This window comes from Franzmannia qiaohouensis, assembly GCF_031451695.1.
GTDB classification, from domain to species: Bacteria; Pseudomonadota; Gammaproteobacteria; order Pseudomonadales; family Halomonadaceae; genus Franzmannia; species Franzmannia qiaohouensis.
Window position 1 is genome coordinate 1 of record NZ_JARWAM010000019.1, and the last position, 24,047, is coordinate 24,047.

A 24,047-nucleotide genomic window follows, 5' to 3' on the forward strand; every position below is an offset into this window, starting at 1 on the left:
CTTTGGTCGGTAAAGCAGGGAGGGTACCGGCGCTGGCCCTCCTGCTTCTACCGGGTGGTCCAAAGTGCTGCGGTTATTCTATGAATCTAGGTTTATGGTTTTGTCTTAAGGCGCTGCATGTTTTTTATTTGGCATGCCGGAAAAAACGTAGTACGTTGTTGACATGATTGTCAATAATCTTATTGATAGTACGACCAAAGTTCAACAAGGCTGCCAGCGGCAAACAGAAGGAGATTTCCCGTGAAATCAGATGACTACCCCAAAGGGATGGGCAAAGGGCTGACCAACTACGGCGATGAGGGCTTCTCGCTGTTCCTGCGCAAGGCGTTCATCAAGGGCATGGGGTACACCGATGACGCCCTCTCCCGCCCGGTGATAGGCATCGCCAACACCTACAGTGGCTACAACGCCTGCCACGGTAATGTCGATGCCCTGGTGGAAAGCGTGAAACGCGGCGTGATGCTGGCTGGCGGGCTGCCGATCGACTTTCCGACGATCTCGCTGCATGAGTCGTTCTCGCATCCGACCAGCATGTACCTGCGCAATCTGATGGCACTGGATACCGAGGAAATGATCCGCGCCCAACCGATGGACGCGGTGGTCCTGATCGGCGGCTGCGACAAGACAGTCCCCGCACAGCTGATGGCCGCAGCGAGTGCCAACGTCCCCGCTATCCAGCTGGTGACGGGGCCCATGCTGAGCGGCTCGCACCGCGGCACCCGGGTCGGCGCCTGTACCGACTGTCGCCGCTACTGGGCGGCCTACCGCGGCCAGGAGATCGACGACCAGGAAATCGCCGAGGTCAACGACAAGCTGGTCCCCACCGTTGGCACCTGTTCGGTCATGGGGACCGCCAGCACCATGGCATGCCTTGCCGAAGCCATGGGCATGATGCTGCCCGGCAGCGCCGCCGCACCGGCGGTATTTGCCGACCGCCAGCGTATCGCCGAGCAGACCGGTACCGAGGCCGTCAGACTGGCCATGGAGAAGATCCTGCCCAGCGATATCATGACCGAAGCCGCGCTCGAGAATGCCCTGCGCGTGCTGCTCGCCCTGGGCGGCTCCACCAATGCCTTGATTCACCTCACCGCCATTGCCGGGCGCCTCGGCATCGATGTCGATCTCGACCAATTCGATCGCATGAGCCGCGAAACGCCAGTACTCGTGAACCTCAAGCCATCCGGTGAACACTACATGGAGCACCTGCACCACGCTGGCGGGCTGGCAGCGCTACTGCGCGAGATCCAATCCCTGCTGCATCTCGATGCGCTTACCATCAATGGCAAGACCCTGGGCGACAACCTCGCGGCCAGCCCGCATATCCTCAACCAGCAGGTAGTGCGCCCACGCGACAACCCCATTTACGCCCAGGGTGGCATGGCAGTGCTGCGCGGCAACCTGGCACCGCGCGGGGCCATCATCAAGCAGTCGGCCGCGTCAGCGGAACTGATGAAACACACCGGGCGTGCCGTGGTCTTCACCGGCCTGGAAGACCTGGCCACGCGCATTGACGACCCGGACCTCGACGTCAACGCGGACGATATCCTCGTGCTGCAGAACATCGGCCCCAAGGGGGCTCCAGGAATGCCCGAAGCCGGCTATATCCCGATTCCCAAGAAGCTGGCAGCACAGGGCGTAAAGGATATGGTGCGCATCTCGGACGGACGCATGAGCGGCACCGCCGCCGGCACCATCATCCTGCATGTGTCTCCCGAGGCCGCTGAGCTGGGGCCGCTCGCGCTGGTGCGTGACGGCGACCGCATTGCACTGGACGTTGCGGAACGACGGCTGCAGCTGCTTGTCGATGAGGAGGAGCTCGCGAGCCGTAGAGCATCGATGCCACCTTGCGTAGAACCCAGTAAGGAACGTGGCTACCGCAAGCTGTTTCTCGAGCAGATTCTGCAAGCGGAGGAAGGGTGTGATTTTGCCTTTTGCCGGCCGGACATCTCTTCACGAGTGCCACGCGCCCGCTAAATACCCAGGCCACGGGGATTCTGGTAGCATATCGGCAGCCGCATGAAGCGGTTGCCGATATCGCCTCTACACCTTATTTGCGTCAGCCAGGATAGCTGCCTTTGTCATGACACAGCTCAAGCAATCTCAATCTCAATCTCCCTCCGCCAATGTGGATGATATCGTTTCGGCCATCGAGGAAGACATTGTTCTCGGGCGCCTCAATCCGAAAGAACGGCTGGTAGAGGAAGATCTGATCGAGAGGTTTTACTGCAAACGCCATGTCGTGCGGCAGGCCCTGTTTCAACTCGATGCCATCGGTCTAGTGGAACGCATAAAGAATCGCGGCGCTTTCGTGAAAGCCTATACGCCCAAAGAGGTGGAAGACCTTTACGCTATGCGTGAACTTCTCGAGACTGCCGGCGCAAAGTCAATTCCGCTGCCTGCGCCACCAAGCATGATCGAGGAACTGACAAGCATACAGAACCAACACCGTGACGCAGTCGAAGCGCATGACCTGCGGCGCGTTTTCCGGCTTAACATTGCCTTTCATCGCACCCTGTTTTCGGCCACGGGCAATGCCTACCTGATTGAATGCATCAACGATTTTGCCCAGAAAGCCCACGCCATTCGCTTCATGGCCATCACCGATGCAGAGAGCCTGGAACAGGCCTGCAGCGAGCATTTCGCCATGATCGATGCCATCAAGCGCCAAGACCGTGAGCTACTCTGCCAGCTTTGCCGCGAGCACCTCATTCCCTCTAAAGAGCGCTACCTCAGCATTGCCAAGCTCCGCCATACCCAATAGGCAAGGCAACGGCGATAAGTAAATGTGGAAGCGACTTCAGCCGCGATTAATGTGGGAGCGACTTCAGTCGCGATTGCAGCGCGAAGCGCTGCCAACCTCAAATGCAGCTTGAAAGTCCCCGGGCTCCAGCGTCTATACACGCCGATTCGCAAGATCGTAAATCTCTTCATCTCGCCGCGCGCCCACAGCAATGATCAGCACCTGGACAGCAAGTCCATCTACTTTGTAGACGATCCTGGTGTTCCCGGTACGAATCCGCCTATAGCCAGCTAGAGCCCCCCGAAGGGGTTTGCCAAGCTTGTCAGGCTCGCCATCGCGAATCCGCTCTTCAATAACATCTAGAACGCGATTCGCTGCGGCCGAGCCCAACCTGATCAGGTCTTGCTGAACATCAGGGTGGTAGATCAGGCGCCAGGCCATGGCTTAATCGCCATGACCAAAGAGGGAGCGCATGTCATCATGCGAAATGGCCTGATCCGCCTGGTAGCTCACCAGACGGTCCCGGGAAATAGCTTCAATACGCAGGTCCTCCAGCTCGTCGACGAGATCCTGATAGGCCTGGACGTTCATCAGCACAGCTGCAGGCTGGTTATCTTTGAAGACGACGAGCCGATCGGTCGTGCGTGAAGAGATCTCTTTGAGCCTGGCACTGAAATTACGTGCCATGTTGGTCGCTGATACTGCGTCTTCGGGACGTTCGAGTAAGGTGGCCATGATGCCTCCTCCAACATGCATTTATCTACACACTATTATACACACAATATAGTGCACAGAAAGCCTTACCCACAAGCGGCTCAGCCCTACACAGCATTTGCCAAGCCCCCAGCCGCCTGACTCACGCTCTAACCGGTCAGCGCGCAGCGCTGCCAGGCTCGCCAACCCCATCGTGTCTGAAATCTCTCCCACGGTTGGCCTTGGCACCCTCGGTGCAGGAGCAAACTCACTAGCGACGTTGAGCCCGGACACGATCGAGGATAAGGTCGCGTGCCAGCTTCTCTGATGATGCCTTGACCATGCAGCCTCCATCGCTCAGTCGATATCTTCTCCTGCTCGTTATCATCCTGCTGTCCGGGTGCAGCGCAACCCGCTCAAGCGAGCACGCCACCCAAGGCGTTGAACAGGACCTCGCTGCCGCCGGTCTACGCGAAGCCGATCTTGGCACTGCCAGCCTCATGCGCGCGTGGTACCGTTCAACGCCAGAAACGCCCTCGGTTTGGCACATCTATGTGGAGGGCGACGGCCGTGCCTGGCGAGGCGCCGGCCAGCCCAGCAGCAACCCAACGCCGCGCCAACCAGTGGCCATGCGTCTTGCTCTCGAGGATCCCCATTCTCACGTTGCCTACCTGGCTCGCCCCTGCCAGTTTCTGCAGCCGCTCCCCGATGGCTGCCACTTCTCGCTATGGACCACCCAGCGCTACGGCACCGAGGTTGAGGACCAAATGCTCGCCGCCCTGAACGCCATTGCCGGGAGGCAAAGCGTACGCCTGATCGGCTTCTCGGGAGGTGCTCACCTCGCCCAGCAACTTGCCCAGCGCCATCCTGATGTTGAGCTGCTGATCAGCGTAGCCGGCAATCTCGATGACACCAGCTTCGCACAGCACCATCGCCTGCCTGCGCCACGCAACGCCTCGCCTCCTCCTGGCACAATACCCTTCTACAGCCTGGCGGGAGGCAACGACGACATCGTGCCGCCCTCACTCGCTCGGCACCAGCTCACGCGCCAGGCTCGCGGCTGTCATCACCTGGAGGTCCACCCCCAGGCCGAGCACACCGGCCCCTGGCAGCTCGACTGGCACAGTATCGAGACTTTTCTCGACGCATGCCGGTAACCACGCATCCACAAAACAGAAACGCCCACTCCGCAGGGAGTGGGCGTTTCTTCAGCTCAGCAGAAACTGACCGTCACGATCAGAAGTCGTAGCGCAGCGTCAGCTCACCAGCATTGGCGGTCATGCTATCGGTCCAGCCATGGCTCAGATCCAGTGAGGTAGTGAAGCCACCCTCGCTGTAAATGTCCACCCCCACGCCCGCGGTGTAGCGCGTCTTGTCGACATCGCCACCCTGGACGAGGAAGGTGTCTTCCGGAGCAAAGGCAAAGGCAGCCAGGTTGCTGTTGCCCTTGCCCTGCAGGTCGTGGAAGATCCCGACCGTCAGGCGCGGCTCGACCATCAAGCCGTTGACCTGGGTAAGGTGGCCAAGCTGTACCTGGGCACCCAGCTCGAAGCGCTCGACGCGCTGCTCATCCAGGCTCAGGTTCATCGCACCGGCGCCAGACTCTGAGTAAGCATCCAACGCAAGATGTGAGTAATCCAGCGAGAAACGCGGTGTCAGCGTCGTGGCGCCGTCCAGTGCGAAGGCATAGCCCGCCGCGGCACGTGCCCCGCGCTGGCGACTATCGAAATCGGCGCGAGCGGTTTCATCCATGGTGCGGCGCAGCGACTCGTTGCGCCCCCAGCCATAGCTCAACTGGGCATCGAACAGCCAGTTGCCATAGGCGCGACTGGTATAGGCGACCAGCTGGTCGAAGTCGACCTCACCCTCGACCAAGCCATCACGGCCGCTGGTATCGGTATTACTGTGCGCCCAGCCAAGGCCCAGCACGGTGCCATTGTGAAGCTCGGCATCTGCCCCCAGCACGAAGCCACGGGTATCGCTGTCGTAGCCTTCAACGCCGTCACGCATGCGCTGCTCGACCTCGGCATAGAGCCCCTTGAGCCACACGCCCTTGCCTGCCACGGCATCACCGGCGGCCACGCCTCGGGCACGGCTCGACACAACGTTGCCTGCCGCCTGGCTGGCAGCAGTGATGCTCTCGATGCTGGCACCGCTACTATCGGGCAACAGCTCAGCGAGCCGCTCGCCGTCGCCAATGGCATCGATCAGCGCCGCCACAGCCTGCTGGTTACCGTTCTGCAGAACACGATTCAACGCCTGACCCAAGCCATCCAGTTGACGTGCCTGGGCACCACGTGCGCCACTCACATCGATGGCCCGACGCGCCACCTCACGGCCATCAACACCGGCGTAAGATACCAGCAGCTGGCGTCCATCCTCGCTCAGCGCTACCTCGCTGACGCGATAGAAACCAGAGGCGGTTTCGAGATTGAGCGCACCCAGGTCAAAATCCAACTCGTCGGCTTCCAGCAACACCAGCTCATTGCCGTTGCGATACGCTTCGCCGTTGCCAAACACCAGCGTCGAGCCATCCGCCAGGGTCACGCGCTGTGCGCTCAAGCCACTCAACCGGTCGCTAGAGAACTGCAGTGAAGCATCGGCGTCCTGCTCGTAGGCACCATCGATGGCGTGAATGCCATCGACCACAAACACGCCGCCACGGTTGCGAATCGTGCCCTGGTACTCGCCACCGGCCAGGGTCACCGTCGCCCCCTCGAAGTCGATGTCACCTATCACGCTACCGCCGGAGAGACGCGCGGAAATATTGCTACCGCTAAGGTGCATTGCCTGGCCGAGCTCGGCCATGGTACCAGCACCATCAAGGTAACGATGGGCATGCAGGGTCCCGCGCTGGTCGATGAGGATATCGCCGGACGTGTTTTTAACAGAAAGGGCCGTACCATGGTGGGCGTGAATTTCTCCGCCCTCGGCGTTGAGGATACGGCCATCAAAATGACTATCCTCGATACGGATACCGTCAAAGCCCTCCATCAAACCACGATTGACGATATCGCCATGCACCACTGAGCCATCGAGAATATAGATCGCGCCATCGCGTCCGCGGAAGACAGCCTCACCCTCCTGACCATCGAGGCCGTTGCTGAGGTTGCCATACAGCTCGGCATTGGCCATGCCGAAGGCGTAACTAAATTCTGCGTCGTTGTGACCCGTCGACTCAATCAGTCCCAGATTCACCAGGCTACCTTCCACCACTGTTGCATCGCTGATGACATTGTCGTCTCCATCGATTCTGTCACTGATCAACAGCACGGCTAACTCATCACTGCGGATGATGCCTGAGTTGTAAAGAAACACCCGTTCTTCGCCACTGGCAAATACCGGCAAACCACCGAGGTTCGCCGCATCGGCATCCGAAGCGGAAAGCCCGACAACATGAGCCTCATCGATTACAGTCCCCGAGGCATCCTCTTCCCCATGGCTGGGATAGCTGATTGGGCCAGTGGAGCTGATCTCATCGGTATTGACAATGATCGCGTTATCCCAGATGCCATGGCGAACCTCTATGGCAACACGGTTCTCGGCGATGATATTTTGGGGATTCTGGCGCTGGTAAGGGAAGTCACCGTTGAACTCACCTACATACAAGAAAAGCGGGTTTTCAAGCGTAGCCTGAGAGGAGCCCCCTTCAGTGAGTACGGTCAATGCTGGGCCGGCAGGCAGAATCGTACCGTCATCCAACTCCGCCGCCTGATCCAGAATTTGATACTCATAGTATGGCACATGGCCGTAAGGGTCTTCCCAACCATCGCCCGGGGCTGCCTTGACAGCGCTCACCCCTACAGCACTCACCATGGCCAGCGATACGGCAACCACCAGCGGCTTTTTTCGCAATTCCATTCCCTGCTCCCGGCTTTTTCATTCTGATTAGCGACGTGGTTTGGCCACGTCGGCAATCCTAATCGGCAGGGCAGGAAATAACTTGAGCATTATTTAATATTAAGAGACGCAACAGCAACGTTTAATCATCGATTAAGCTCATAAAAGCCTTATAGGCTGGCGCCTTATTAACGATACCTTAAGAGGAAAAAATCAACCAACAGGCGAGCAGAAAATGGCGCAGCGCTGCCAGTCTCTCAGCGTATCCCGTTGCGGGCTACGACTTCGCCAGCCTGCTGCTTGTGCTGCAGCAAGTGGAATACATAGGCATCGGCCTGGCGCTGGTGGTGGATATGGATCAGTCCCCCACGGCCACGCATGGCCCGCTGCTTTACACCCCAGCCAATCAGCCGCCACTCGAGGTCGACTTCCTCGGCGCCGTACCCTTCGAAATCGCTGTCAAAGCCGTTGACGGCCATCAAGTGCTCGCGCCAGACGCCCATATTGGCGCCCAGCAACGCCAACGGCTTGCGGCTCCAAAGCTGGGAAGCCCAGCGTGGCAGGTGCAGGCCGAACTCGGCCCGGGAGCCTTCAATGGCACAATTGACGATCTGCGCCTTGCGAAAGCCGCGGTCCTCGTGCCACACATGGCGGATGTTCAACCCCAAGCCACGGTACCGTTCGATCACCTCGGCCACCTCGGGCCCAGAGCCATCATCGGCGATGCACAGGCTGAAGTTCCGATCCGTCTGCCGACGATAGCCCTCCAAGGTCAGCGTCAGCACCTCCGGATCGTTATACGCCGCCATGACGACTTCTAGCGATATATCACGGGATGGCAACAAAATGGTCCTCATACTATCTCAACAAGCCAGCTGACGATCACGCGCCCGGAAGCCCGCCCAGCCACCGGCAAGAATGCCGCCTGTCGCCAGGCCGGCCCAAATCGCCCCTGCCCGGGGAGGAAACGCCAGCACCAGCAGCGCAATCGCCATCACAAAAATGCCGCCATGCTGGTATAGATCCGCATGCCAGAGCCGGGAGATACCGGTAGTGCCTGGGCCATTGTCACGGTGCAAACGCCTCACAGAAGCAAAAACAAAAAGTGCCGGCGTAATGACGGTCCCCCCCCCTATGCGAAATCAAGCAGCGCCCCCAGGAGCGCAACTCCCACTTTTACCCAGGGCGTCACTCCCTCATTAGCCTTGGCGCCACACCCACTGGTAGCGACGTCAGTCTAGATTAGTAAAAAAGGCTGATTTACCGTTATTCGTCGAGCATGCCGAGTCGCTGACCGCTTCCAACACGTTTAAAGACAATGATTGTTAGTTCTCAGGGGATTATGACGTCAACCTCTATATCGCCAATTTAGAAGCAGCAGCATATCCATGCCTGGCACCAAGCCTAGGATGATTGGCTCGCGCATCTCATAATATATTTTTTCAATAAAAACAGTAACTAACGAAACAGTGCACTTGCCGATATTGGCAAAGGCAGCAAGCAAACAAGGGCATAAAATATATTTACATATAATGAATATGATACCAGCGACATGGCCAGGAAAGAGAACACTGATGATATAAGACTCACCAAAAGTGACACACCATCCAAACACAATGGGCTAAAGACATCGTTAGTCAATTAAAAAACCTAATCAAAGCCTAAAAGAAATTTCCATGCAGCCGTAAAGTTAAAAAAACATACGCCAAGTGCAAGGAAAGGACTAAGGCATAATGAACAAGCATTATTACAATACATACAATATTAAGTTTATAAAGGCCGTACATATGTAACTTGACCTTAAGCAACACACCAAGTGTCAAAATAGGACAAGGGAAAGGAGCTATTTTGATGCACTGGAAGTATTAATTTCTCAACCATCACATCATAGACATCACCCTTCATAAGGAAAAATGAAATAAAAAAAGCGATCTATTACAAACAGAAATTGCAATTCGTTCACTACTGGACCAGTGGAAAAAAATAGGAATCATGCGAAAAAACAAGGCGAAATACGGGCAATCAAGCTGGAAAAAAGCGATGAATTTGGTATACTTAACTATCCATAAACTGAACCTCAAGGAGCAGTTCCAGTGTTCATTGTTCTTGTTTCTCTGGAGGCTAAACCGGGTGGTGAAATCCAGCTCGGTCAGATGCTAAAATCACAGGCAGCCAAGAGTCTTGAGGAGGAGCCGGGCTGTCGACAATTTGATGTCCTGACATACAAGGATAAGAGTGAACACTTCCTGCTCTATGAAGTCTATGAATCGGAACAAGCTTTCAGTGATCATCTGGAAATGAACCATACCATGGCTTTTTTGAATGAAGTTAAGCCGCTTGTATGCCAAAAAAATGAGCAGCACCTGTTTTCGGTATAGCAACGTATGATTACGTCCAAGATATAGCCCTCTAAGATCAAGGCATACGGCGACTAATAAGCCTTAAGATTAGGCCAGTCAACCATTGCAAAAGAAACGAATATTTGTTAATTATCTATTTAGCGACGGTTTCAGACACAGGAGGAAGTCATATGGCTCAGCACTCGGAGCAAAAAAAAAAGCGGTCTTAAAGAAACTCTTATCTCCTGAAGGCCAAGACGTTAAGGAAGTTGCTAGACTTGAAGGTGTTGCGGTTTCCACCGTATACAAGTGGCGAAAAGAGGCTTATTCGGATCGAGAAGCCAATACAAAGATGCAGGATATTCCTCCTCCTGAGGCTCCATCGACTGGCCGCATCCATCGGAGAAAATTATTTGAAGATGTAGCTGACAAGATAGAAGGCTGGATCAGAGGTGGTCACTTTACAGAAGGAGATCGCTTACCGTCGGAGCGCCAATTGATGGACACACTTGGCGTCGGCAGAACATCTGTTCGCGAGGCATTATTCACACTTCACCGTGCTGGTTTGGTCAATATCAAAAATGGAAGCCGCGCAGTGGTTACCCGCCCAAACCCCACGGTCATTCTCAACGACTTAACTGGTGTCGCCCAAAATTTATTATCGACCGACGAAGGTCAGATGGAGTTTCAGCAAGCACGAATATTTTGGGAATGTTCTTTAGTGCGGCTCGCGGCTCGTGAAGCTACTGATCAGGACATTAGAGATTTATCGATACTGCTAAGAGACAATAAGACAGCACTCAAAAACCTACATCACTTTGCTGAAACCGACGTGGCATTCCACGATCGTATTGCCATGATTGCAAAAAATTCGATTTTCACTGCAGTCAATACCGCCTTGCGTGATTGGCTGGCCGAGCAACGGAATACCTCACTACTTCGCAGTGGCATGGCCAAGTTGGCCTACGAAGCACATGCTCGTATTTTTTATGCTATAAAAGACCGAGACCCTGATACTGCGGAAGTTGAAATGCGCCATCACTTGGAACAGGTAATTAGCGTCTACTGGCAGGTTCGGGGGTGATATCACTATTCAATAGGCTCAGACGTTAAGCCGTGAGCACTCACCCCCGTGTCTTCGCTTGACTCAGGCTGGAAACTTTATTCCCAATGACCGACCGCACTCGATCAGATCCCCTACCACACCTTCTCCCATGGGCACGCCATCTTTAAGAGCTCGAGCACGTGCTAAGCTTTCTCGTTCACCAGGTAGATAGATTGAATCAACGCCATCGGCACGCTCGGCACCATGCATCTCATCGCTCACTTCACGCATACGAGTGCCAAAGCTTTCGTTGCTGGTGAAAAGATCGACCGGTAGCACACCCATCAGGTGGCCAGAGTTTTGCTCATTCTCCATGTCGTCATAAAGATGGCGTAGCTGAGAACCAAACAGGGCGGAAGTCATCATCGTGCTCAACAAGCCAACCACCAGGGTCAACGCATACCCCTTCGGACCGCCTACAGGTTGAACAAGCCCCTTGAGTGCTTCGACGGGGTCCGTGGTAGGGTGTCCTCGCTCATCCAGCGCCCAATCATCGGGTATCGCCTCGCCATTGCGTGCCGCAACGATAATCTTACCCCGCGCTGCAACCGAACACGCCATATCAAGAATCACAGGTGGCTCGCCTTTGGCACCCGGCAGTCCCATGGCAAAAGGATTATTGCCCAGCAGCGCTTCACGGCCTCCCCAAGGCGCCATGTGGTTAATGGCACCAACGGTAAAGCTGAAGCCGATCATTTCAGCTCGAGTGGCCTGCTCCACAAAATAGCCTGCAGCACCGAAATGATTACTGCGCTCAACTGCCACAAAGGTAGGCACCGAGTTGGTTGCTGCTTTGTCGATCGCAATCTCCATAGCTCTGATGCCAACCAGGTGACCAAGGCCATTGTCGCCGTCAATAACGCAGCTCCCCAGCCCGTCACGTCGGCGTTTGATCTCCGGTATCGGATTAATGACTCCTGCTTTTAACCTCTCTGCATAAACGGGTAGTCGTACTACCCCATGCGAGAAAATACCCTTTAGGTCTGCATCGATCAGGCTTTCAGCAACGAGTTCTGCTTCCAAATCCGGGACTTTGAGACTCTTAAATACTTTAGTAGTAAAGCCTAACAGCTCAGGATAAGGAATGAGACTGGCGTTTGCATCTTGGCTCATTGTTGTTCTCCCTGCTCACGACCAAACAGCCCATTAGCTTTCATCGTATCGATCTGCTCCTGGCTAAAGCCAGCGTCGGAAAGCACACTCTCAGTGTGCTCACCAAGAAGAGGCCCCGAGTGCTGGATGCGACCAGGTGTTTTGGAGAGACGCGGAATAACATTGTGCATCTTGATACTCTGCCAATCCTGATCCTCTATATCGACGATTACCTCTCGCGTTTTAACATGCTCGTCGTCGAGCAACTGCTCAATATCGTAGACTGGTGCCGCTGTGACGCCTGCTTTGTGGAAAATCGCAAGGTTTTCTTCCTGGGTCCGATTTCCCATGACACCCTGAATAAGAGCATCTAGAGCTTCGACATTCTCGATACGGTGGTGGTTAGTCTCGAAACGAGGATCGTCGATATAGGACTCAAGGCCCAGGGCTTGGAAGAATTTCACGAACATCGACTGGGTGGCAGCCGATATCGCAATCCAACGCTGGTCTGATGTGTAATAAATATTACGTGGCGCGTTGGTAGGGGCACGGTTGCCACGACGAGGCTGCTTGATACCAAAGTGCTGATACTCGGCCGCCATAGGGCCTAGAATCGAGACCAGGGGCTCGTAAATCGCCAGGTCGATGACCTGCCCCCCTTCTCCCGTGCGCAATCGATCGAAGAGTGCCACCATCGTCCCGATAGTGCCGTAAAGCGAAGTCACCATATCCGCCAGAGGCAGTGGAGGAAGCGTCGGCGGGCTATCAGGGTAACCCGTCATATCGGCAAAGCCACTCATCGACTCAATCAACGTACCAAAGCCCGGGCGCTTGCTATAGGCCCCCGTCTGCCCCCAGCCTGAAGCACGAACGATGACCAGTTCCGGATTGCGGGCCAGTAGTTCGTCTGGGCCAAGCCCCCAGGATTCTAGCTTCCCGGGTATGAAGCTCTCGGTTAGAACATCAAAGTGCACTACCAAGTCAAGCAGTAACTGACGCCCCTCATCGGTGGAAAGATCTAGCGTCATTGATTTCTTGTTGCGAGCGTAAACTTTCCACCACAGCTGGGAGTTGCTGGGCGACCATGCACGCAATGGATCACCGCTACCCGGCTGCTCAATTTTGACCACTTCTGCACCAAAATCCGCCAACACCGTGCCGATGAATCCGCCAGCAATAAGGCGAGACAAGTCGAGAACCTTTATGCCTTCCAAGGGTTGTCGCTGGCTTACTGTATTATCAGACATACAAATCACCTTGTTACCAGGTTACTCAGTGAGTAGGCCTAAAGTTCGTGCCTTGGACAAAAGTTTGTCGGATGTTTTAACCATGGCATAGTCGACAAGCTTATTATCCACAGTTATGGCCCCCAAGCCTTGTCGCTCAGCTTCACGGAAGGCATCAACAATTTTTTTGGCCTCGACAATCTCTGCCTCGGATGGTGAAAATACTTCGTTGGCAATTTTCACCTGACGGGGATGAATCGCTGCCTTGCCCTGAAAGCCCAGGGATTTAGCCTGCTCACAGTCAGCGCGGTATCCCTCATCATCTGTGATATCAAAAAAGGCAGTATCAACTGGCGCCTGCAACCCGCCGGCCCGGCTTGCCAAAGCCACTTGAATTTTTGCATTTAGAACATGATGCCCGACATTCGATGTCGGAATACCTAGATCTTGAGTAAGGTCTCCCGCACCGGGCATCATTACGGTTAAGCGACCACCAGCCTGCGCACTCTCTGCCGCATGAAGAACACCAGCCGCCGTTTCAATCAAGCTCATGATCTCGATACTGCCTGGCTGGATATCACGCTCTTTTTCCAGAGCTGAAATATGATGACTTACAGTTTTTACCGTATGAGAATTTTCTACCATTGGTAATAGAATTCCGGAAAGCCCGGGGACACACACGGCGCGAAGATCTGACAAGGTCATGCCTGTAGCCCAATCATTTACACGAACAAATATTCGTGATTTTTCACCGTGTGAGATGATTGCCTCATGGGTTATTTTCCTTGCACGGTCTTTCTCAGAAAGTGCAACGGCATCCTCCAGATCGAGCAGCAAGACATCAGCCTCAGAGGTGACTGCCTTATTGATTTTTCTTTCGTCCATTCCAGGAACAAACAACCAACTGCGATAGTAATTCTCACTCATCACTGTCATCTCCATGCGTTCTATGTGTAAAGACTCGAATTTTCATCAACGTACCAGATCAGGTAATAAGAGGATAATCTCTGGGAAAAAACTTAGAATAATAAGATCCAGGAGAAGCACTGCCAGAACAGGCCATAATTCACGGTATATCTTGACCATCGGGACATTACCAATCCCACTTACGATGAATAGATTAATACCTAAGGGAGGCGTCACCGTGCCAATACCTAAATTGACGACCGCCAATACGCCAAACACCACTGGATCCAAACCAATCTGGGCAACGGCCGGCATTACCAGAGGCACCAGAATAACTACAGCTGCTGAAGCCGTGATGAACATGCCTGCCACAAGGAATAGCATCATCAGGATAACCATAATGACGGTAGGATTTTCACTAAGCATCAGCATGAAGGAGGCTACCTGCTGAGGTACCTGTTCAAATGTCACCACAAAACCCAGGATGTTGGCACCTGCCACGACGATCATGATCATGCCAGTCGTGATGCCTGAACGCACGAAGACCTTGCCAAGCTCTTGAAAGGACAGATCCCGGTAAATACAGGTTGCTAGTATAAGGGTATAAAGCGCAGCAATCGCGCCAGCTTCAGTTGGAGTAAAGAAGCCACCATAGATACCGCCCAAAACAATGAAGGGAATTAGCAGTGCCAGACTAGCGCGCCGCAAAGCAGTGAAAAATCCGACTATCGATAACTTGTTATCTCGCACAGGGTAGCCACGAACACGAGCCTGGATACAAAACAGAATGCATAAGGAGGCAACGATCATGAACCCCGGAATAATACCGCCCATAAACAACTGGCCAATCGACACATTGGCCACTGAGCCATACACCACGAAGGTTATGCTAGGAGGAATGATCACACCCGTGACACCGCTTGCCGCTACCACCGCAGCGGACCAGCCTTGTCCATACTTCTCGCGGATCATCTCCGGTAGCATTACAGACCCCATGGCTGCGGTGGATGCTGCAGAGGAGCCGGACATGGCATCCATCAATGAACCTGCCACCTGGGTAATGATGGCCAAGCCGCCGTTTATGGCTCCAATCACGGAAGCCGCCAAATCGATCAACCTGCGGGTCACGCCACCAGCCGACATTAAATCACCGACCAGAACGAAAAACGCAACGGCCAAGAATGGAAACGAATCGACCGCGTTGTACATACGCTGAGGGATGCTGGTAAGGGGCATTCCCGTATCAGCCCCAATAATGGCCATCACACCAGCGAGCACCATCGCAAATGCGATAGGCATCGAGAGCACGGCTAGCACCACGAAGGAAATGAAGAAAATTGTGCTCATTCGCCTACCTCCTCGATCTTGCGCTGAACACCACCAATCGGCTTGTGATCTTCACCACGCCATATTTCCACGCTCTGGCGGACAACGTCACACAGCGCATACATTGCTATCAGTGAGGCAGAGATAGGAATCGAGGAATATACCAATCCCATCCGTATGCCAAGCGTAGGCGAGGTCTGGTTCCACCCACGCTGAGTCAGGGCCAGGCCATAGACCACCAGGTAGTAGCACCCCACCAAGATGAGCAGACACAGCAATGTATCGAGTGCTTTGGCAGCACGAAGCGAGAGTTGGTCTGAAATAAGATTTATCGATAGATGCTGACGGTGACGAAAGGCACAAACAGACCCGATGAAAGTCAGCCATACAAAGCTAAAACGCGCCACCTCGGAGGTGCCACCGACCGAAACGCGAAAAACGAGGCGAAGCAATACTTCACCACCGACTGCTACGATCATGATCAACATGCCGGTAGCGACTAGCAGTCGACAACACTGGTCGACCCAATCGAGACCCCGCATAGAATAACTCCCGTGCTCATATCAATTATCCTTTCGATGAGGCGTTAAGCTCATCGAACGGGAGGGAATATTAGTGGCAGGCGCAGCATTAGAATGATGCGCCTGGCCTGGTGATACGAGAGTGTTTAGCCTTCGCCGCGGGCAACCTCACGAATACGATCTATCAAATCACGACCATAATCGTCATAGAAGTAGCTTTCGTAGGCGGACTCTGCTGCCTCAATGAAGTCGTTGGGATCCTCAATCTCGTTAATCTGCATCCCCTGCTCTTCCAGGTTGGCACGCAACTCTGCCTCCAGATCAGCGACATACTGACGCTGCAGTATCCCCGCTTCAGCGGCTGCTTCAAGGATCCACTGCTGAACTTCTTCGTCATACGCCTCGAAGCGCTCATTATTAATCACAACGCCGTTACCGGCATATACGTGCTGAGTAACAGACAGGTAGTCTTGCACCTCATATAGGTTAGCGTCCCAGATGTTCCCATATGGATTTTCCTGCGCATCGATCACGCCCTGTTGCAGGGCGGTAAAGAGTTCGCTAAAGGAGATGGTGGTGGGATTGGCGCCAAGAGCTTCAAATGTGCGGACATATTCGGTCGACTCAGGCACACGAATCCTGAGATCTTCGAGGTCTTCGGGAGTGTAAATCGGCGCCCGGCTATTGGTTACGTTTCGAAATCCGTTCTCCCAGTAGGAGACAAGCCGTAGGTTTGAGTCCTGCAGTCCCTCGGCTACCTCCTGGCCAATCTCGCTATCCAGCACACGGTACGCCTGCTCACGATCAGCAAACATGTAGGGCAGGTCGAACACCCCAACTGAGCCGCCGAAATTACCCAGCACTGACAGCGAGGAACTTGTCATATCGAGGATGCCCTCCTGCACCTGCTCAATATTCTCACGCTGGCCGCCCATAGTACCTTTGTGGATCACCACATCGAACCGATCACCACTCTTCTCGTTGAGGATGCGAGCGAATTGCTCGAAACCGTGGTGGAAGTGATGGTCATCATCCGTACCGATGTGGGCAATGTTGAGGCGAATTGTATCGTTTGCCTGTGCCGTTGCACTGACGCCCAGGACGAATACACCAGCGATGGCGAGGCTCAGTGTGCGTGATGCGAAGGGGAATCGGGTGGCAGATGTTGGCTGCTTCATTGTGCGCGCACTCCTATTAGACATTGGCGTTGTTATATGGCCGTGGACGGTTACTGTCCTCTATAGCGACGACCTGATCGCTCACCATTATCTTTATCATAAGGAGAGCTATTATACCAATTTTCTCGTAGAGAATTTCCACAATCCACATTAACCTCTTTTATAACATATACTTATCTCTAAATTCTGAAAGTGGAAAAGCGAGAAAACAGAGCGCCCAGGTGACGAAACTATTAGCAATGAGTTTCATACGCATTTGAAGCCACGCCGAAGCCTTGCTTGCGCAGATTCCACTTACGCCATACGGCTACCGATTCTCATCGGGTACTCCATCCCACTATCAAGGCAAGCGAATACGGACAACCTCCTAGTGATATTGCCGAGGCATGCGACTAAAGGATGGATTGTATAGACGGGGTATGATCTATTTTGGTGGGCAGCCACCAGGACCTGCCATCTTGATATTGCCAAACTCACATTGCATGATGAAAAAGTTTGTTCACACAAAAAAGGAATCATGATGTGTTCTGATATTCCACACAGCAGGCTGGGAAAAAGCGGGTTATTTGTATCAAAGATCGCTTTGGGAACAATGACTTTTGGCGCCAGGACCGACCCCAAAGAAGCTGAAAGAATTTTCTCCGAAGCGACGGATGCTGGTGTAAATTTCATTGATACAGCCAATACCTATACCCAAGGTGAATCTGAGAAAATCGTCGGTAATCTCATAAAAAACAGCCATCACGACCTGATCCTGGCTACCAAGCTCGGCAATCCCAACGGCTCGGGGCGAAACCGCCGCGGGCTTTCCAGGAGATGGATGGTGAGCGAAGTCGAGGCCAGCTTAAAACGTCTAGGGATGGATCATGTCGATATTTTATACCTGCACAAGGAGGACCATGAAACTCCTCTCGAAGAGACAGCTAGAGCACTAGAGGATCTCAGGCGTGCTGGAAAGATACGGTATTACGGAGCGTCCAACTTCAAAGCGTGGCGGATCATCAATCTCCTTAATATCAGCAACTCAGAAGGTGGTGATGGGCCGATTGTAAGCCAGCCGCTATATCACATGCTCAACCGTACTGCCGAGATCGAACAAATTCCAGCTTGCGCCAGAAATGGCATTGGCATTGTTACTTATAGCCCAACCGCCAGGGGCATTTTGACAGGCAAATACAAAGTTAATGAAGCAGCACCCAAAGACAGTCGGGCTGCGGCAAAAGACAAGAGAATGCTGGAGACGGAGTTTCACCCTGCAAATATAGAGACCGCTGAAAAAATCAGAAATATCGCAGACAACAGGGGCATTGATATTGCTGAGTTTTCAACAGCTTGGGTTCTATCCAACCCCAATGTAAGCTCTGTGATTGCAGGCCCCAGAACAATTGAGCAATGGAGGGCCTACAGTAATTCTGCAAGGCATGAAATAAGTCTCGAAGATATTGAGAAAATAAATGCTATCGTGCCACCTGGGACGACTGCCATTCCCAACTATATTGACCCAGCTTATCCTGTAGAAGGAATAAATCCATTAGGCTAGTGTTAAATAAAAATCTAATCTATCTTGATTGTTTTTGCAGCCTATGACGTTATTTAAATAATTATTGAGTGCTCAGGTCGGTGTTCCAGGCACCTGAGCACCTCAATATAGGCGAGCAGAAAGCGCTCACCTACGCCAAGGACGCCACCCTCCCTCAGCGAATACCGTTGCGGGCTACGACTTCGCCAGCCTGCTGCTTGTGCTGCAGCAAGTGGAATACATAGGCATCGGCCTGGCGCTGGTGATGGTGAATATGGATCAGGCCCCCACGGCCACGCATGGCACGCTGCTTTACACCCCAGCCAATCAGCCGCCACTCGAGGTCGACTTCCTCGGCGCCGTACCCTTCGAAATCGCTGTCAAAGCCGTTGACGGCCATCAAGTCCTCGCGCCAGACGCCCATATTGGCGCCCAGCAACGCCAACTGCTTACGGCTCCACAGCTGGGCTGCCCAGCGTGGCAGATGCAGGCCGAACTCGGCGCGGGAGAGGCCGCCTCGCAGCGACTGGAAGAGCAGCCTCAGCGGATGCTCCAGGCCGGCCAGGCTCAGCTCGCCCGACTTGATCCGTGCTGTGAGCCCTTCGGCCGTATCCACTCGTCGACCGGCCACCATATGCCCTGGGCGCGCCCAGTCACGGTGGTCGGCAATGAAATGGCGCATCGGCACACAGTCGCTGTCGGTAAGCACGATATAATCGGCCCGGGAGCCTTCAATGGCACGATTGACGATCTGCGCCTTGCGAAAGCCGCGGTCCTCGTGCCACACATGGCGGATGTCCAACCCCAAGCCACGGAAGCGTTCGATCACCTCGGCCACCTCGGGCCCAGAGCCATCATCGGCGATGCATAGGCTGAAGTTCCGCTCGGTCTGCCGACGATAGCCCTCCAAGGTTAGCGTCAGCACCTCCGGATCGTTATACGCCGCCATGACGACTTCTAGGTGCATGTTTGGACATTGCATCGACATGAGCCTAATACTATCTCATGAGGCCAGCTGACGCTCGCGCGCCCGGAAGCCCGCCCATAGCACCGGCAGCAGGAAGGCATACACCATCACCCCGCTGTTGTGCGCCAAGAAGACCTGGGTAAGGCCGAAATCGAAGTAGGCCACCGGCAACAGCACGCCGGCCACCGCAAAGGCCCGCAGCTGCATGTCAGGCGCCGCAAGCTGACGAGCAAAAAGCCGCATCGGCACCAAGTACAGCGCCAAGAGTACCGCCAGCCCCAACAGACCGCGCTTGGCCGTGGCGTCGATGAACTCGTTGTGGGCGTGGTCGAAGGTAGTGATGAACGGATGGATCACATCGTCATCGGCCATTTGCTGCATGCCCAACTGATAGCCGTTCTCTCCCCACCCCAGCAGCGGCTTCTCGGCAATCAGGTGCGCGGCCCCTTTCCACATCTCGAAACGCGCCCCCACCGATGACGTGCGGTTCTCCTGGTTTACGTAGCGCTGGATATCATTCACCGCCTGGCCGACACGCGACTGGACGCCCGTTTGAGGGATGGCATAGGCCATGGTACCAACCACCAGCACTGCCACCAGGGCCAGCGATTTCCACTTGCCCGGCAAGTCCCGGCCATAGCCGCGGTACAGCACCCACAGCACCACCGGAATACCTACCCAGCCACCGCGGGTGCCTGAGAACAGCGAGCCCAGCACGCCGCCTGCGATGCCCAGCGCCAGCAGCGCCACCCAGAGTCGAGCGCGCGGCTGGACGAGCGCCCAACCCAGCCCGGCGGCGCACAGGATCGCGCTCAGCATGCTGATGTTGCCGAACTGGATCACATAGGTGTAACCACTGGCACGCTCAACGCCCTCGATGAGCTTTTGCCAGCCCGCCCAGCCACCAGCAAGAATGCCGCCTGTCGCCAGGCCGGCCCAGATCGCCCCCGCCCGGGGAGGAAACGCCAGCACCAGCAGCAGCGCGGGAATCGCCAACAGGAAACGCGCCGGCCTATCCATGCCTCGCGAGCCCTGGCCGTCCCACCACGCCTCGGCGATCACTACCAGCGCATAGGCCGCGAACACAGCCATGATCGCCAGGTCGGCACGACGCAGCGTCAATTGCCCCCGTTTGCCAAGCAGCACCACACTGCCGAGCAGCAGCATCACCGCACCCAGCGAATAGCCGCTCGGCACCACCAGCGCAATCGCCATCAACAAAAATGCCGCCATGCTGGTATAGATCCGCATGCCAGAGCCGGGAGATACCGGTAGTGCCTGGGCCATCGTCACGATGCAAATGCCTCGCAGGAGCAAAAACGAAAAGAGCCGGCATAATGCCGGCCCCCATAGTCGAAATCAAGGTAATGCCCCAACAGCGGTCAATAGGCGTTCTGCCCCGCAAATCCCTTGAACACGGTCAGAAAGATGATTCTCAGATCCAGCCACAGCGACCAGTTGTCGATGTACCACAGATCGTGCTCAACCCGTTGCTCCATCTTCTCCACGGTGTCGGTCTCACCGCGCAGCCCATTGACCTGTGCCCAGCCGGTGATGCCCGGCTTGACCTTATGCCGGCGCATATACGACTCCACGATGCCGCGGTAGTGGTCATTGTGCGCCAGTGCATGGGGCCGCGGCCCGACGATCGACATCCGCCCCTGCAGCACGTTGTAGAACTGCGGCAACTCGTCCAGCGACGTACGACGTAGAAACGCCCCTAGGCGCGTCACCCTTGGATCGCCTTTGGTTGCTTGGGTCAGCTGCCCGCTCGACTCCTCATGCACCTCCATGGAGCGGAACTTATACACCTTGAAGCGCTTGCCATTGATGCCCGTGCGGTACTGCTTGAACAGCACCGGCCCCGGAGAGCCAAGCTTCACCGCCAGCGCAATGGCCAGGCACACCGGCAGGATCAACAGGCTGATCAAGCCACCCAGCACGATATCCTCCAGGCGCTTCACATAGGGCGCCATGCCCGCCATGGGGCTAACGCTCAGGTCCAGCGCATAGCGTCCCGCCACCTGGCTGGCCCGATGGTTGAGCAGGCGCATGTCCTTGAGGTCCGGAATCAGCCGCACATCCATCATCAACTGTTGAAAGGCGCGGAACAGCACCTGCACCTCGTGGCCGCGCTCCAGCGGCACGCAGATCCAGATCTCGCTGGCACCGGATGCCTCGACACGCTGCACAAGGCGCTCGAGGTCCACCGCCTGCGGCTCGCCAGACAAGCGATGAATCCCCGAAATCCCGAAGCCCTCGGTGGAGTGGCGGCGCATATCCCGCGCCACGCCCAGCACATGCCCCTGAGGGCCCACCAGGAATACCCCGCGCCGCAGCCGGCCGCGACGGTATAGCGCCCTCACCACCTGATAGGCCAGCACCCGCGCCAGCACCGAGAAAAGGAACGAGCCGAGCAGCGTAAAACCTACCCACAGCCGCGAATAGCGCTCCGCCACGTGGGCCAGGAACAGGAACGACATCACCACCAAGGCAATACCGCCCCATACCAGCACCAGCCTCAGCAGTACGTGGGCGAAACTCGACGTGCGCCAGTCCTGGTAGGAGCCATGCAGCCCGTTGACCAGCACCACGAGCATCGCAATGGCCAGCAGCGCCAGCCAATACAGCTCGATCAACTGCCATTCGCCGAAGCGCGCCCAGTAGACCAGCCACCCGGCGACAATCACGCCAAGCAGATCGACCACAGGGCCAATGATCTGAAACGGCTCATACTTACTAAAACCAGACCTACGGCTCACTACACCCTCACTTCAAACGATGTCATGGCAGTCACTCTGCCCGATGGCTACACCCGAGAGCGCTTGCCCCAGTAATACTTCGCAAGGTCGCCGGCAAACAGCGCAAGGAAGATCGAGTAGTCGATGGTATAGCGTCTTATCAGCTTTGGCTCATCATAGATGCGATACAGCCAGCGCAGGTTCATGCGATCCATCCAGGCTGGATAGTACTGGGCCCCGCCCTTGGCGGTCTGATGGAGAAACCCACCGCAGGTGTATCCCTCGCCGCGCCACCCCGCGTCAACCAGGTCGACCAGGAAGCGTTCCTGAAGCGGCACGCCCATGCCCACCACCACTACCGCCGGCGCCAACGCCACCAGCTCGGCGATATGCGCAGCGCGCTGCTCGTCGCTGTCGAAGAATCCATGACGCACCGACACCACCGGCAGCCCCGCGAAGTGCGCCTGCAGCGTCTCGGCTGCCTGCTCTGGCACTCCCGGCTCACTGCCCACGAAGGCCACTCCACGGCCCTCGTCAGCCGCCCTAGCCAATACCGAGTTGGCCAATGAGGTCATATCGAAACTGGTGCGCTGCACGCTCACGCCGGCAAGCATCATCAGCTTTGCCAGCACGATGCCATCGTAATGAATGGTATCGAAACGACGGAAAAGCGACGGATGCCGGCGGGCGATGCGATACGAATAGGGATTTAGAAACGTCACCAGCGCGCCACGGCCGCCCTCGCGGGTAGCCATGCGCGCCCTCAACATATCGATCATCGATCACTCATCCGGCAGCAGCGAAGTAAAATCGGCCATGAACCGTGCGAAAGAGTAACGCTCGGCCAGCGCCTCGGCTACCGTAGCCGCTGGTTGGGGCCGCGCAACGCCCTGCAAGGCATCCATCGATGCCGCCCAGGCCGCCACGTCATCGATCTCCAGCACTTCACCATAGGTCTCGTGCCCCACGCTCACCGCCTCGACCTGGGCCGGCACATTGGAGACCACGGTATAGGTGCGTCCGACAACCGCCTCCAGCAGCGCATTGCTCATGCCCTCGTACCTGGATGGCATATAGAATGCCTTGGCACCCTGCAACCAGGCGCTCACCTCTGCGTTGCGCTTCACACCCGGCAGCTTGACCCGCGAAGCAACACCGAGCCGCTCGGCAAGCGCCTCGAGAGAAGCGCGGCACTCGCCCTCGCCCAGAATCACCAGGTCGCCGGTATAGTGCGAGCGCGCCAAGGCCTCGATCAGCAACGCATGGTTCTTCTGCTCACTCAAACGCCCCACTGCCAGCAGATAATCGCCGTCGACAGGGGCCACATCAGCTTCCCCGCGAGGCCCGTCGACACAGTTGTAGATCACCTTGTGCTTGAGTTGCTGGCCTGCGTAGTGCTCCTCGAAGGAGTCACGCACCGCTTGCGATACATAGGTAACGGTACCCAGGCAACCCAACCGGGCCAGCCAACGGTCGGCCAACTGAGTCAAACGACCATAGGAGAACAGCGGGTTACGGTGAGAAATCACCAGCGGCATGCCGAGCAGCTTGCACGCCAGTGCCGAATAGAGGTTCGCGTAGTGGGTAAAGGCGATCACCTGTTCCGCGCCGGCCCGGCGCAGCGCCTTCACCAGCCGCGGCAAGGAGAACAGTAGCAACGCGACAGGGCGCTTTTCAGGTAGCAGATGCTCGACCACTACCCCAGGCTCGATATAAAAATCGGCCTCGGCCTTCTTGTAGAGAAAGATCAAGGTAGGTGTGTGCCCCGCCCTCACCAGTCCGTTGGCCAGGTTGATGGCCGCCTTCTGGGCGCCACCGGCCTCGTACTGGGTTACCACTAGCGCAATTCTCATT

Annotated in this window: 21 protein-coding genes; 6 read left to right on the forward strand and 15 right to left on the reverse strand. The window is 55.7% G+C overall.

The genetic code is table 11. The features are described from left to right. Positions 1 to 240: 240 nt before the first annotated feature. Positions 241 to 1,974 carry an IlvD/Edd family dehydratase gene (locus QC821_RS19495; RefSeq protein ID WP_309724850.1) on the forward strand — a complete coding sequence of 578 codons (1,734 nt, stop codon included), beginning with the start codon at positions 241 to 243 and terminating at the stop codon, positions 1,972 to 1,974. A gap of 106 nt (positions 1,975 to 2,080) precedes the next feature. Continuing rightward, positions 2,081 to 2,761, forward strand: a complete 681-nt coding sequence (locus QC821_RS19500) for a GntR family transcriptional regulator (RefSeq protein WP_309724852.1) — start codon at positions 2,081 to 2,083, stop codon at positions 2,759 to 2,761. Positions 2,762 to 2,893: 132 nt separating this feature from the next. Here the strand turns inward: QC821_RS19500 and QC821_RS19505 are convergent, their stop codons facing one another. After that, on the reverse strand, positions 2,894 to 3,181 hold the full coding sequence (locus tag QC821_RS19505) for a type II toxin-antitoxin system RelE family toxin (protein ID WP_309724853.1): 288 nt from the start codon (positions 3,179 to 3,181) through the stop codon (positions 2,894 to 2,896). 3 nt (positions 3,182 to 3,184) lie between these two features. Then, on the reverse strand, positions 3,185 to 3,475 hold the full coding sequence (locus QC821_RS19510) for a hypothetical protein (protein ID WP_309724854.1): 291 nt from the start codon (positions 3,473 to 3,475) through the stop codon (positions 3,185 to 3,187). A gap of 587 nt (positions 3,476 to 4,062) precedes the next feature. Here QC821_RS19510 and QC821_RS19515 point away from each other — a divergent pair. After that, positions 4,063 to 4,590: a dienelactone hydrolase family protein gene (locus tag QC821_RS19515; protein WP_309724855.1), complete on the forward strand. Its 528-nt coding sequence runs from the start codon at positions 4,063 to 4,065 to the stop codon at positions 4,588 to 4,590. 79 nt (positions 4,591 to 4,669) lie between these two features. Here QC821_RS19515 and QC821_RS19520 read toward each other — a convergent pair whose 3' ends face one another. Together QC821_RS19520 and QC821_RS19525 are read right to left on the reverse strand one after the other, a co-directional pair. Then, positions 4,670 to 7,270: an autotransporter family protein gene (locus tag QC821_RS19520; protein WP_309724857.1), complete on the reverse strand. Its 2,601-nt coding sequence runs from the start codon at positions 7,268 to 7,270 to the stop codon at positions 4,670 to 4,672. Positions 7,271 to 7,530: 260 nt separating this feature from the next. Then, entirely contained in the window at positions 7,531 to 8,130 is a 600-nt protein-coding gene (locus tag QC821_RS19525) for a glycosyltransferase (protein WP_309724859.1), read from the reverse strand. A 1,236-nt stretch (positions 8,131 to 9,366) separates the two neighbouring features. Here QC821_RS19525 and QC821_RS19530 point away from each other — a divergent pair. Together QC821_RS19530 and QC821_RS19535 are read left to right on the forward strand one after the other, a co-directional pair. Continuing rightward, positions 9,367 to 9,651, forward strand: coding sequence for a putative quinol monooxygenase (locus QC821_RS19530; protein WP_309724862.1), 285 nt, complete (start codon positions 9,367 to 9,369; stop codon positions 9,649 to 9,651). A 313-nt stretch (positions 9,652 to 9,964) separates the two neighbouring features. Further along, positions 9,965 to 10,696 carry a GntR family transcriptional regulator gene (locus QC821_RS19535; RefSeq protein WP_309724919.1) on the forward strand — a complete coding sequence of 244 codons (732 nt, stop codon included), beginning with the start codon at positions 9,965 to 9,967 and terminating at the stop codon, positions 10,694 to 10,696. 63 nt (positions 10,697 to 10,759) lie between these two features. Here QC821_RS19535 and QC821_RS19540 read toward each other — a convergent pair whose 3' ends face one another. From QC821_RS19540 to QC821_RS19565, 6 genes are all read right to left on the reverse strand, one after another. Continuing rightward, positions 10,760 to 11,830: an Ldh family oxidoreductase gene (locus QC821_RS19540; protein ID WP_309724864.1), complete on the reverse strand. Its 1,071-nt coding sequence runs from the start codon at positions 11,828 to 11,830 to the stop codon at positions 10,760 to 10,762. Further along, on the reverse strand, positions 11,827 to 13,056 hold the full coding sequence (locus tag QC821_RS19545; RefSeq protein WP_309724866.1) for a CaiB/BaiF CoA transferase family protein: 1,230 nt from the start codon (positions 13,054 to 13,056) through the stop codon (positions 11,827 to 11,829). Before QC821_RS19545 ends, QC821_RS19540 begins: the two co-directional genes overlap by 4 nt. Positions 13,057 to 13,077: 21 nt before the next feature. Next, positions 13,078 to 13,962 (reverse strand): HpcH/HpaI aldolase/citrate lyase family protein, encoded by an 885-nt coding sequence (locus tag QC821_RS19550; RefSeq protein WP_309724867.1) that lies wholly within the window; start codon positions 13,960 to 13,962, stop codon positions 13,078 to 13,080. Between the two features lie 45 nt (positions 13,963 to 14,007). Continuing rightward, positions 14,008 to 15,288, reverse strand: a complete 1,281-nt coding sequence (locus tag QC821_RS19555) for a TRAP transporter large permease (protein WP_309724869.1) — start codon at positions 15,286 to 15,288, stop codon at positions 14,008 to 14,010. Further along, complete coding sequence (locus QC821_RS19560; RefSeq protein WP_309724871.1) at positions 15,285 to 15,755, reverse strand: TRAP transporter small permease; 471 nt, start codon at positions 15,753 to 15,755, stop codon at positions 15,285 to 15,287. The genes QC821_RS19555 and QC821_RS19560 overlap by 4 nt, the downstream gene beginning before the upstream one ends. 179 nt (positions 15,756 to 15,934) lie before the next feature. After that, complete coding sequence (locus QC821_RS19565) at positions 15,935 to 16,966, reverse strand: TRAP transporter substrate-binding protein (RefSeq protein ID WP_309724873.1); 1,032 nt, start codon at positions 16,964 to 16,966, stop codon at positions 15,935 to 15,937. 520 nt (positions 16,967 to 17,486) lie between these two features. Between QC821_RS19565 and QC821_RS19570 the strand changes: the two genes are divergently transcribed. Beyond that, positions 17,487 to 18,506: an aldo/keto reductase gene (locus QC821_RS19570; RefSeq protein WP_309724875.1), complete on the forward strand. Its 1,020-nt coding sequence runs from the start codon at positions 17,487 to 17,489 to the stop codon at positions 18,504 to 18,506. A 154-nt stretch (positions 18,507 to 18,660) separates the two neighbouring features. On the opposite strand, the gene QC821_RS19575 is transcribed toward QC821_RS19570, so the two are convergent. The 5 genes from QC821_RS19575 to QC821_RS19595 all read right to left on the reverse strand — a co-directional run bounded on the left by QC821_RS19575 (position 18,661) and on the right by QC821_RS19595 (position 24,046). Further along, a complete protein-coding gene (locus QC821_RS19575) occupies positions 18,661 to 19,452 on the reverse strand; it encodes a glycosyltransferase (protein ID WP_309724876.1) in 792 nt (263 codons plus the stop codon). A gap of 36 nt (positions 19,453 to 19,488) precedes the next feature. Beyond that, positions 19,489 to 20,739 (reverse strand): O-antigen ligase family protein, encoded by a 1,251-nt coding sequence (locus QC821_RS19580; RefSeq protein WP_309724921.1) that lies wholly within the window; start codon positions 20,737 to 20,739, stop codon positions 19,489 to 19,491. A gap of 95 nt (positions 20,740 to 20,834) precedes the next feature. Further along, complete coding sequence (locus tag QC821_RS19585) at positions 20,835 to 22,214, reverse strand: undecaprenyl-phosphate glucose phosphotransferase (RefSeq protein WP_309724878.1); 1,380 nt, start codon at positions 22,212 to 22,214, stop codon at positions 20,835 to 20,837. 47 nt (positions 22,215 to 22,261) lie between these two features. Further along, the gene (locus QC821_RS19590; protein ID WP_309724880.1) at positions 22,262 to 22,972 is read right to left on the reverse strand and encodes a WecB/TagA/CpsF family glycosyltransferase; all 711 of its coding nucleotides are present in this window, start codon (positions 22,970 to 22,972) and stop codon (positions 22,262 to 22,264) included. A gap of 3 nt (positions 22,973 to 22,975) precedes the next feature. Continuing rightward, entirely contained in the window at positions 22,976 to 24,046 is a 1,071-nt protein-coding gene (locus QC821_RS19595) for a glycosyltransferase (protein WP_309724882.1), read from the reverse strand. Between the last annotated feature and the right edge of the window lies 1 nt (position 24,047).

Bases quoted from the DNA above. Each gene is read 5' to 3' on its own strand.
- QC821_RS19560 (WP_309724871.1), bottom strand. From the start codon at position 15,755: ATGTTGATCATGATCGTAGCAGTCGGTGGTGAAGTATTGCTTCGCCTC.
- QC821_RS19550 (WP_309724867.1), bottom strand. From the start codon at position 13,962: ATGAGTGAGAATTACTATCGCAGTTGGTTGTTTGTTCCTGGAATGGAC.
- QC821_RS19570 (WP_309724875.1), top strand. From the start codon at position 17,487: ATGTGTTCTGATATTCCACACAGCAGGCTGGGAAAAAGCGGGTTATTT.
- QC821_RS19525 (WP_309724859.1), bottom strand. From the start codon at position 8,130: ATGAGGACCATTTTGTTGCCATCCCGTGATATATCGCTAGAAGTCGTC.
- QC821_RS19565 (WP_309724873.1), bottom strand. From the start codon at position 16,966: ATGAAGCAGCCAACATCTGCCACCCGATTCCCCTTCGCATCACGCACA.
- QC821_RS19590 (WP_309724880.1), bottom strand. From the start codon at position 22,972: ATGATCGATATGTTGAGGGCGCGCATGGCTACCCGCGAGGGCGGCCGT.
- QC821_RS19505 (WP_309724853.1), bottom strand. From the start codon at position 3,181: ATGGCCTGGCGCCTGATCTACCACCCTGATGTTCAGCAAGACCTGATC.
- QC821_RS19535 (WP_309724919.1), top strand. From the start codon at position 9,965: ATGCAGGATATTCCTCCTCCTGAGGCTCCATCGACTGGCCGCATCCAT.
- QC821_RS19595 (WP_309724882.1), bottom strand. From the start codon at position 24,046: ATGAGAATTGCGCTAGTGGTAACCCAGTACGAGGCCGGTGGCGCCCAG.
- QC821_RS19545 (WP_309724866.1), bottom strand. From the start codon at position 13,056: ATGTCTGATAATACAGTAAGCCAGCGACAACCCTTGGAAGGCATAAAG.
- QC821_RS19555 (WP_309724869.1), bottom strand. From the start codon at position 15,288: ATGAGCACAATTTTCTTCATTTCCTTCGTGGTGCTAGCCGTGCTCTCG.
- QC821_RS19510 (WP_309724854.1), bottom strand. From the start codon at position 3,475: ATGGCCACCTTACTCGAACGTCCCGAAGACGCAGTATCAGCGACCAAC.
- QC821_RS19515 (WP_309724855.1), top strand. From the start codon at position 4,063: ATGCGTCTTGCTCTCGAGGATCCCCATTCTCACGTTGCCTACCTGGCT.
- QC821_RS19500 (WP_309724852.1), top strand. From the start codon at position 2,081: ATGACACAGCTCAAGCAATCTCAATCTCAATCTCCCTCCGCCAATGTG.
- QC821_RS19540 (WP_309724864.1), bottom strand. From the start codon at position 11,830: ATGAGCCAAGATGCAAACGCCAGTCTCATTCCTTATCCTGAGCTGTTA.
- QC821_RS19580 (WP_309724921.1), bottom strand. From the start codon at position 20,739: ATGGCCCAGGCACTACCGGTATCTCCCGGCTCTGGCATGCGGATCTAT.
- QC821_RS19575 (WP_309724876.1), bottom strand. From the start codon at position 19,452: ATGCACCTAGAAGTCGTCATGGCGGCGTATAACGATCCGGAGGTGCTG.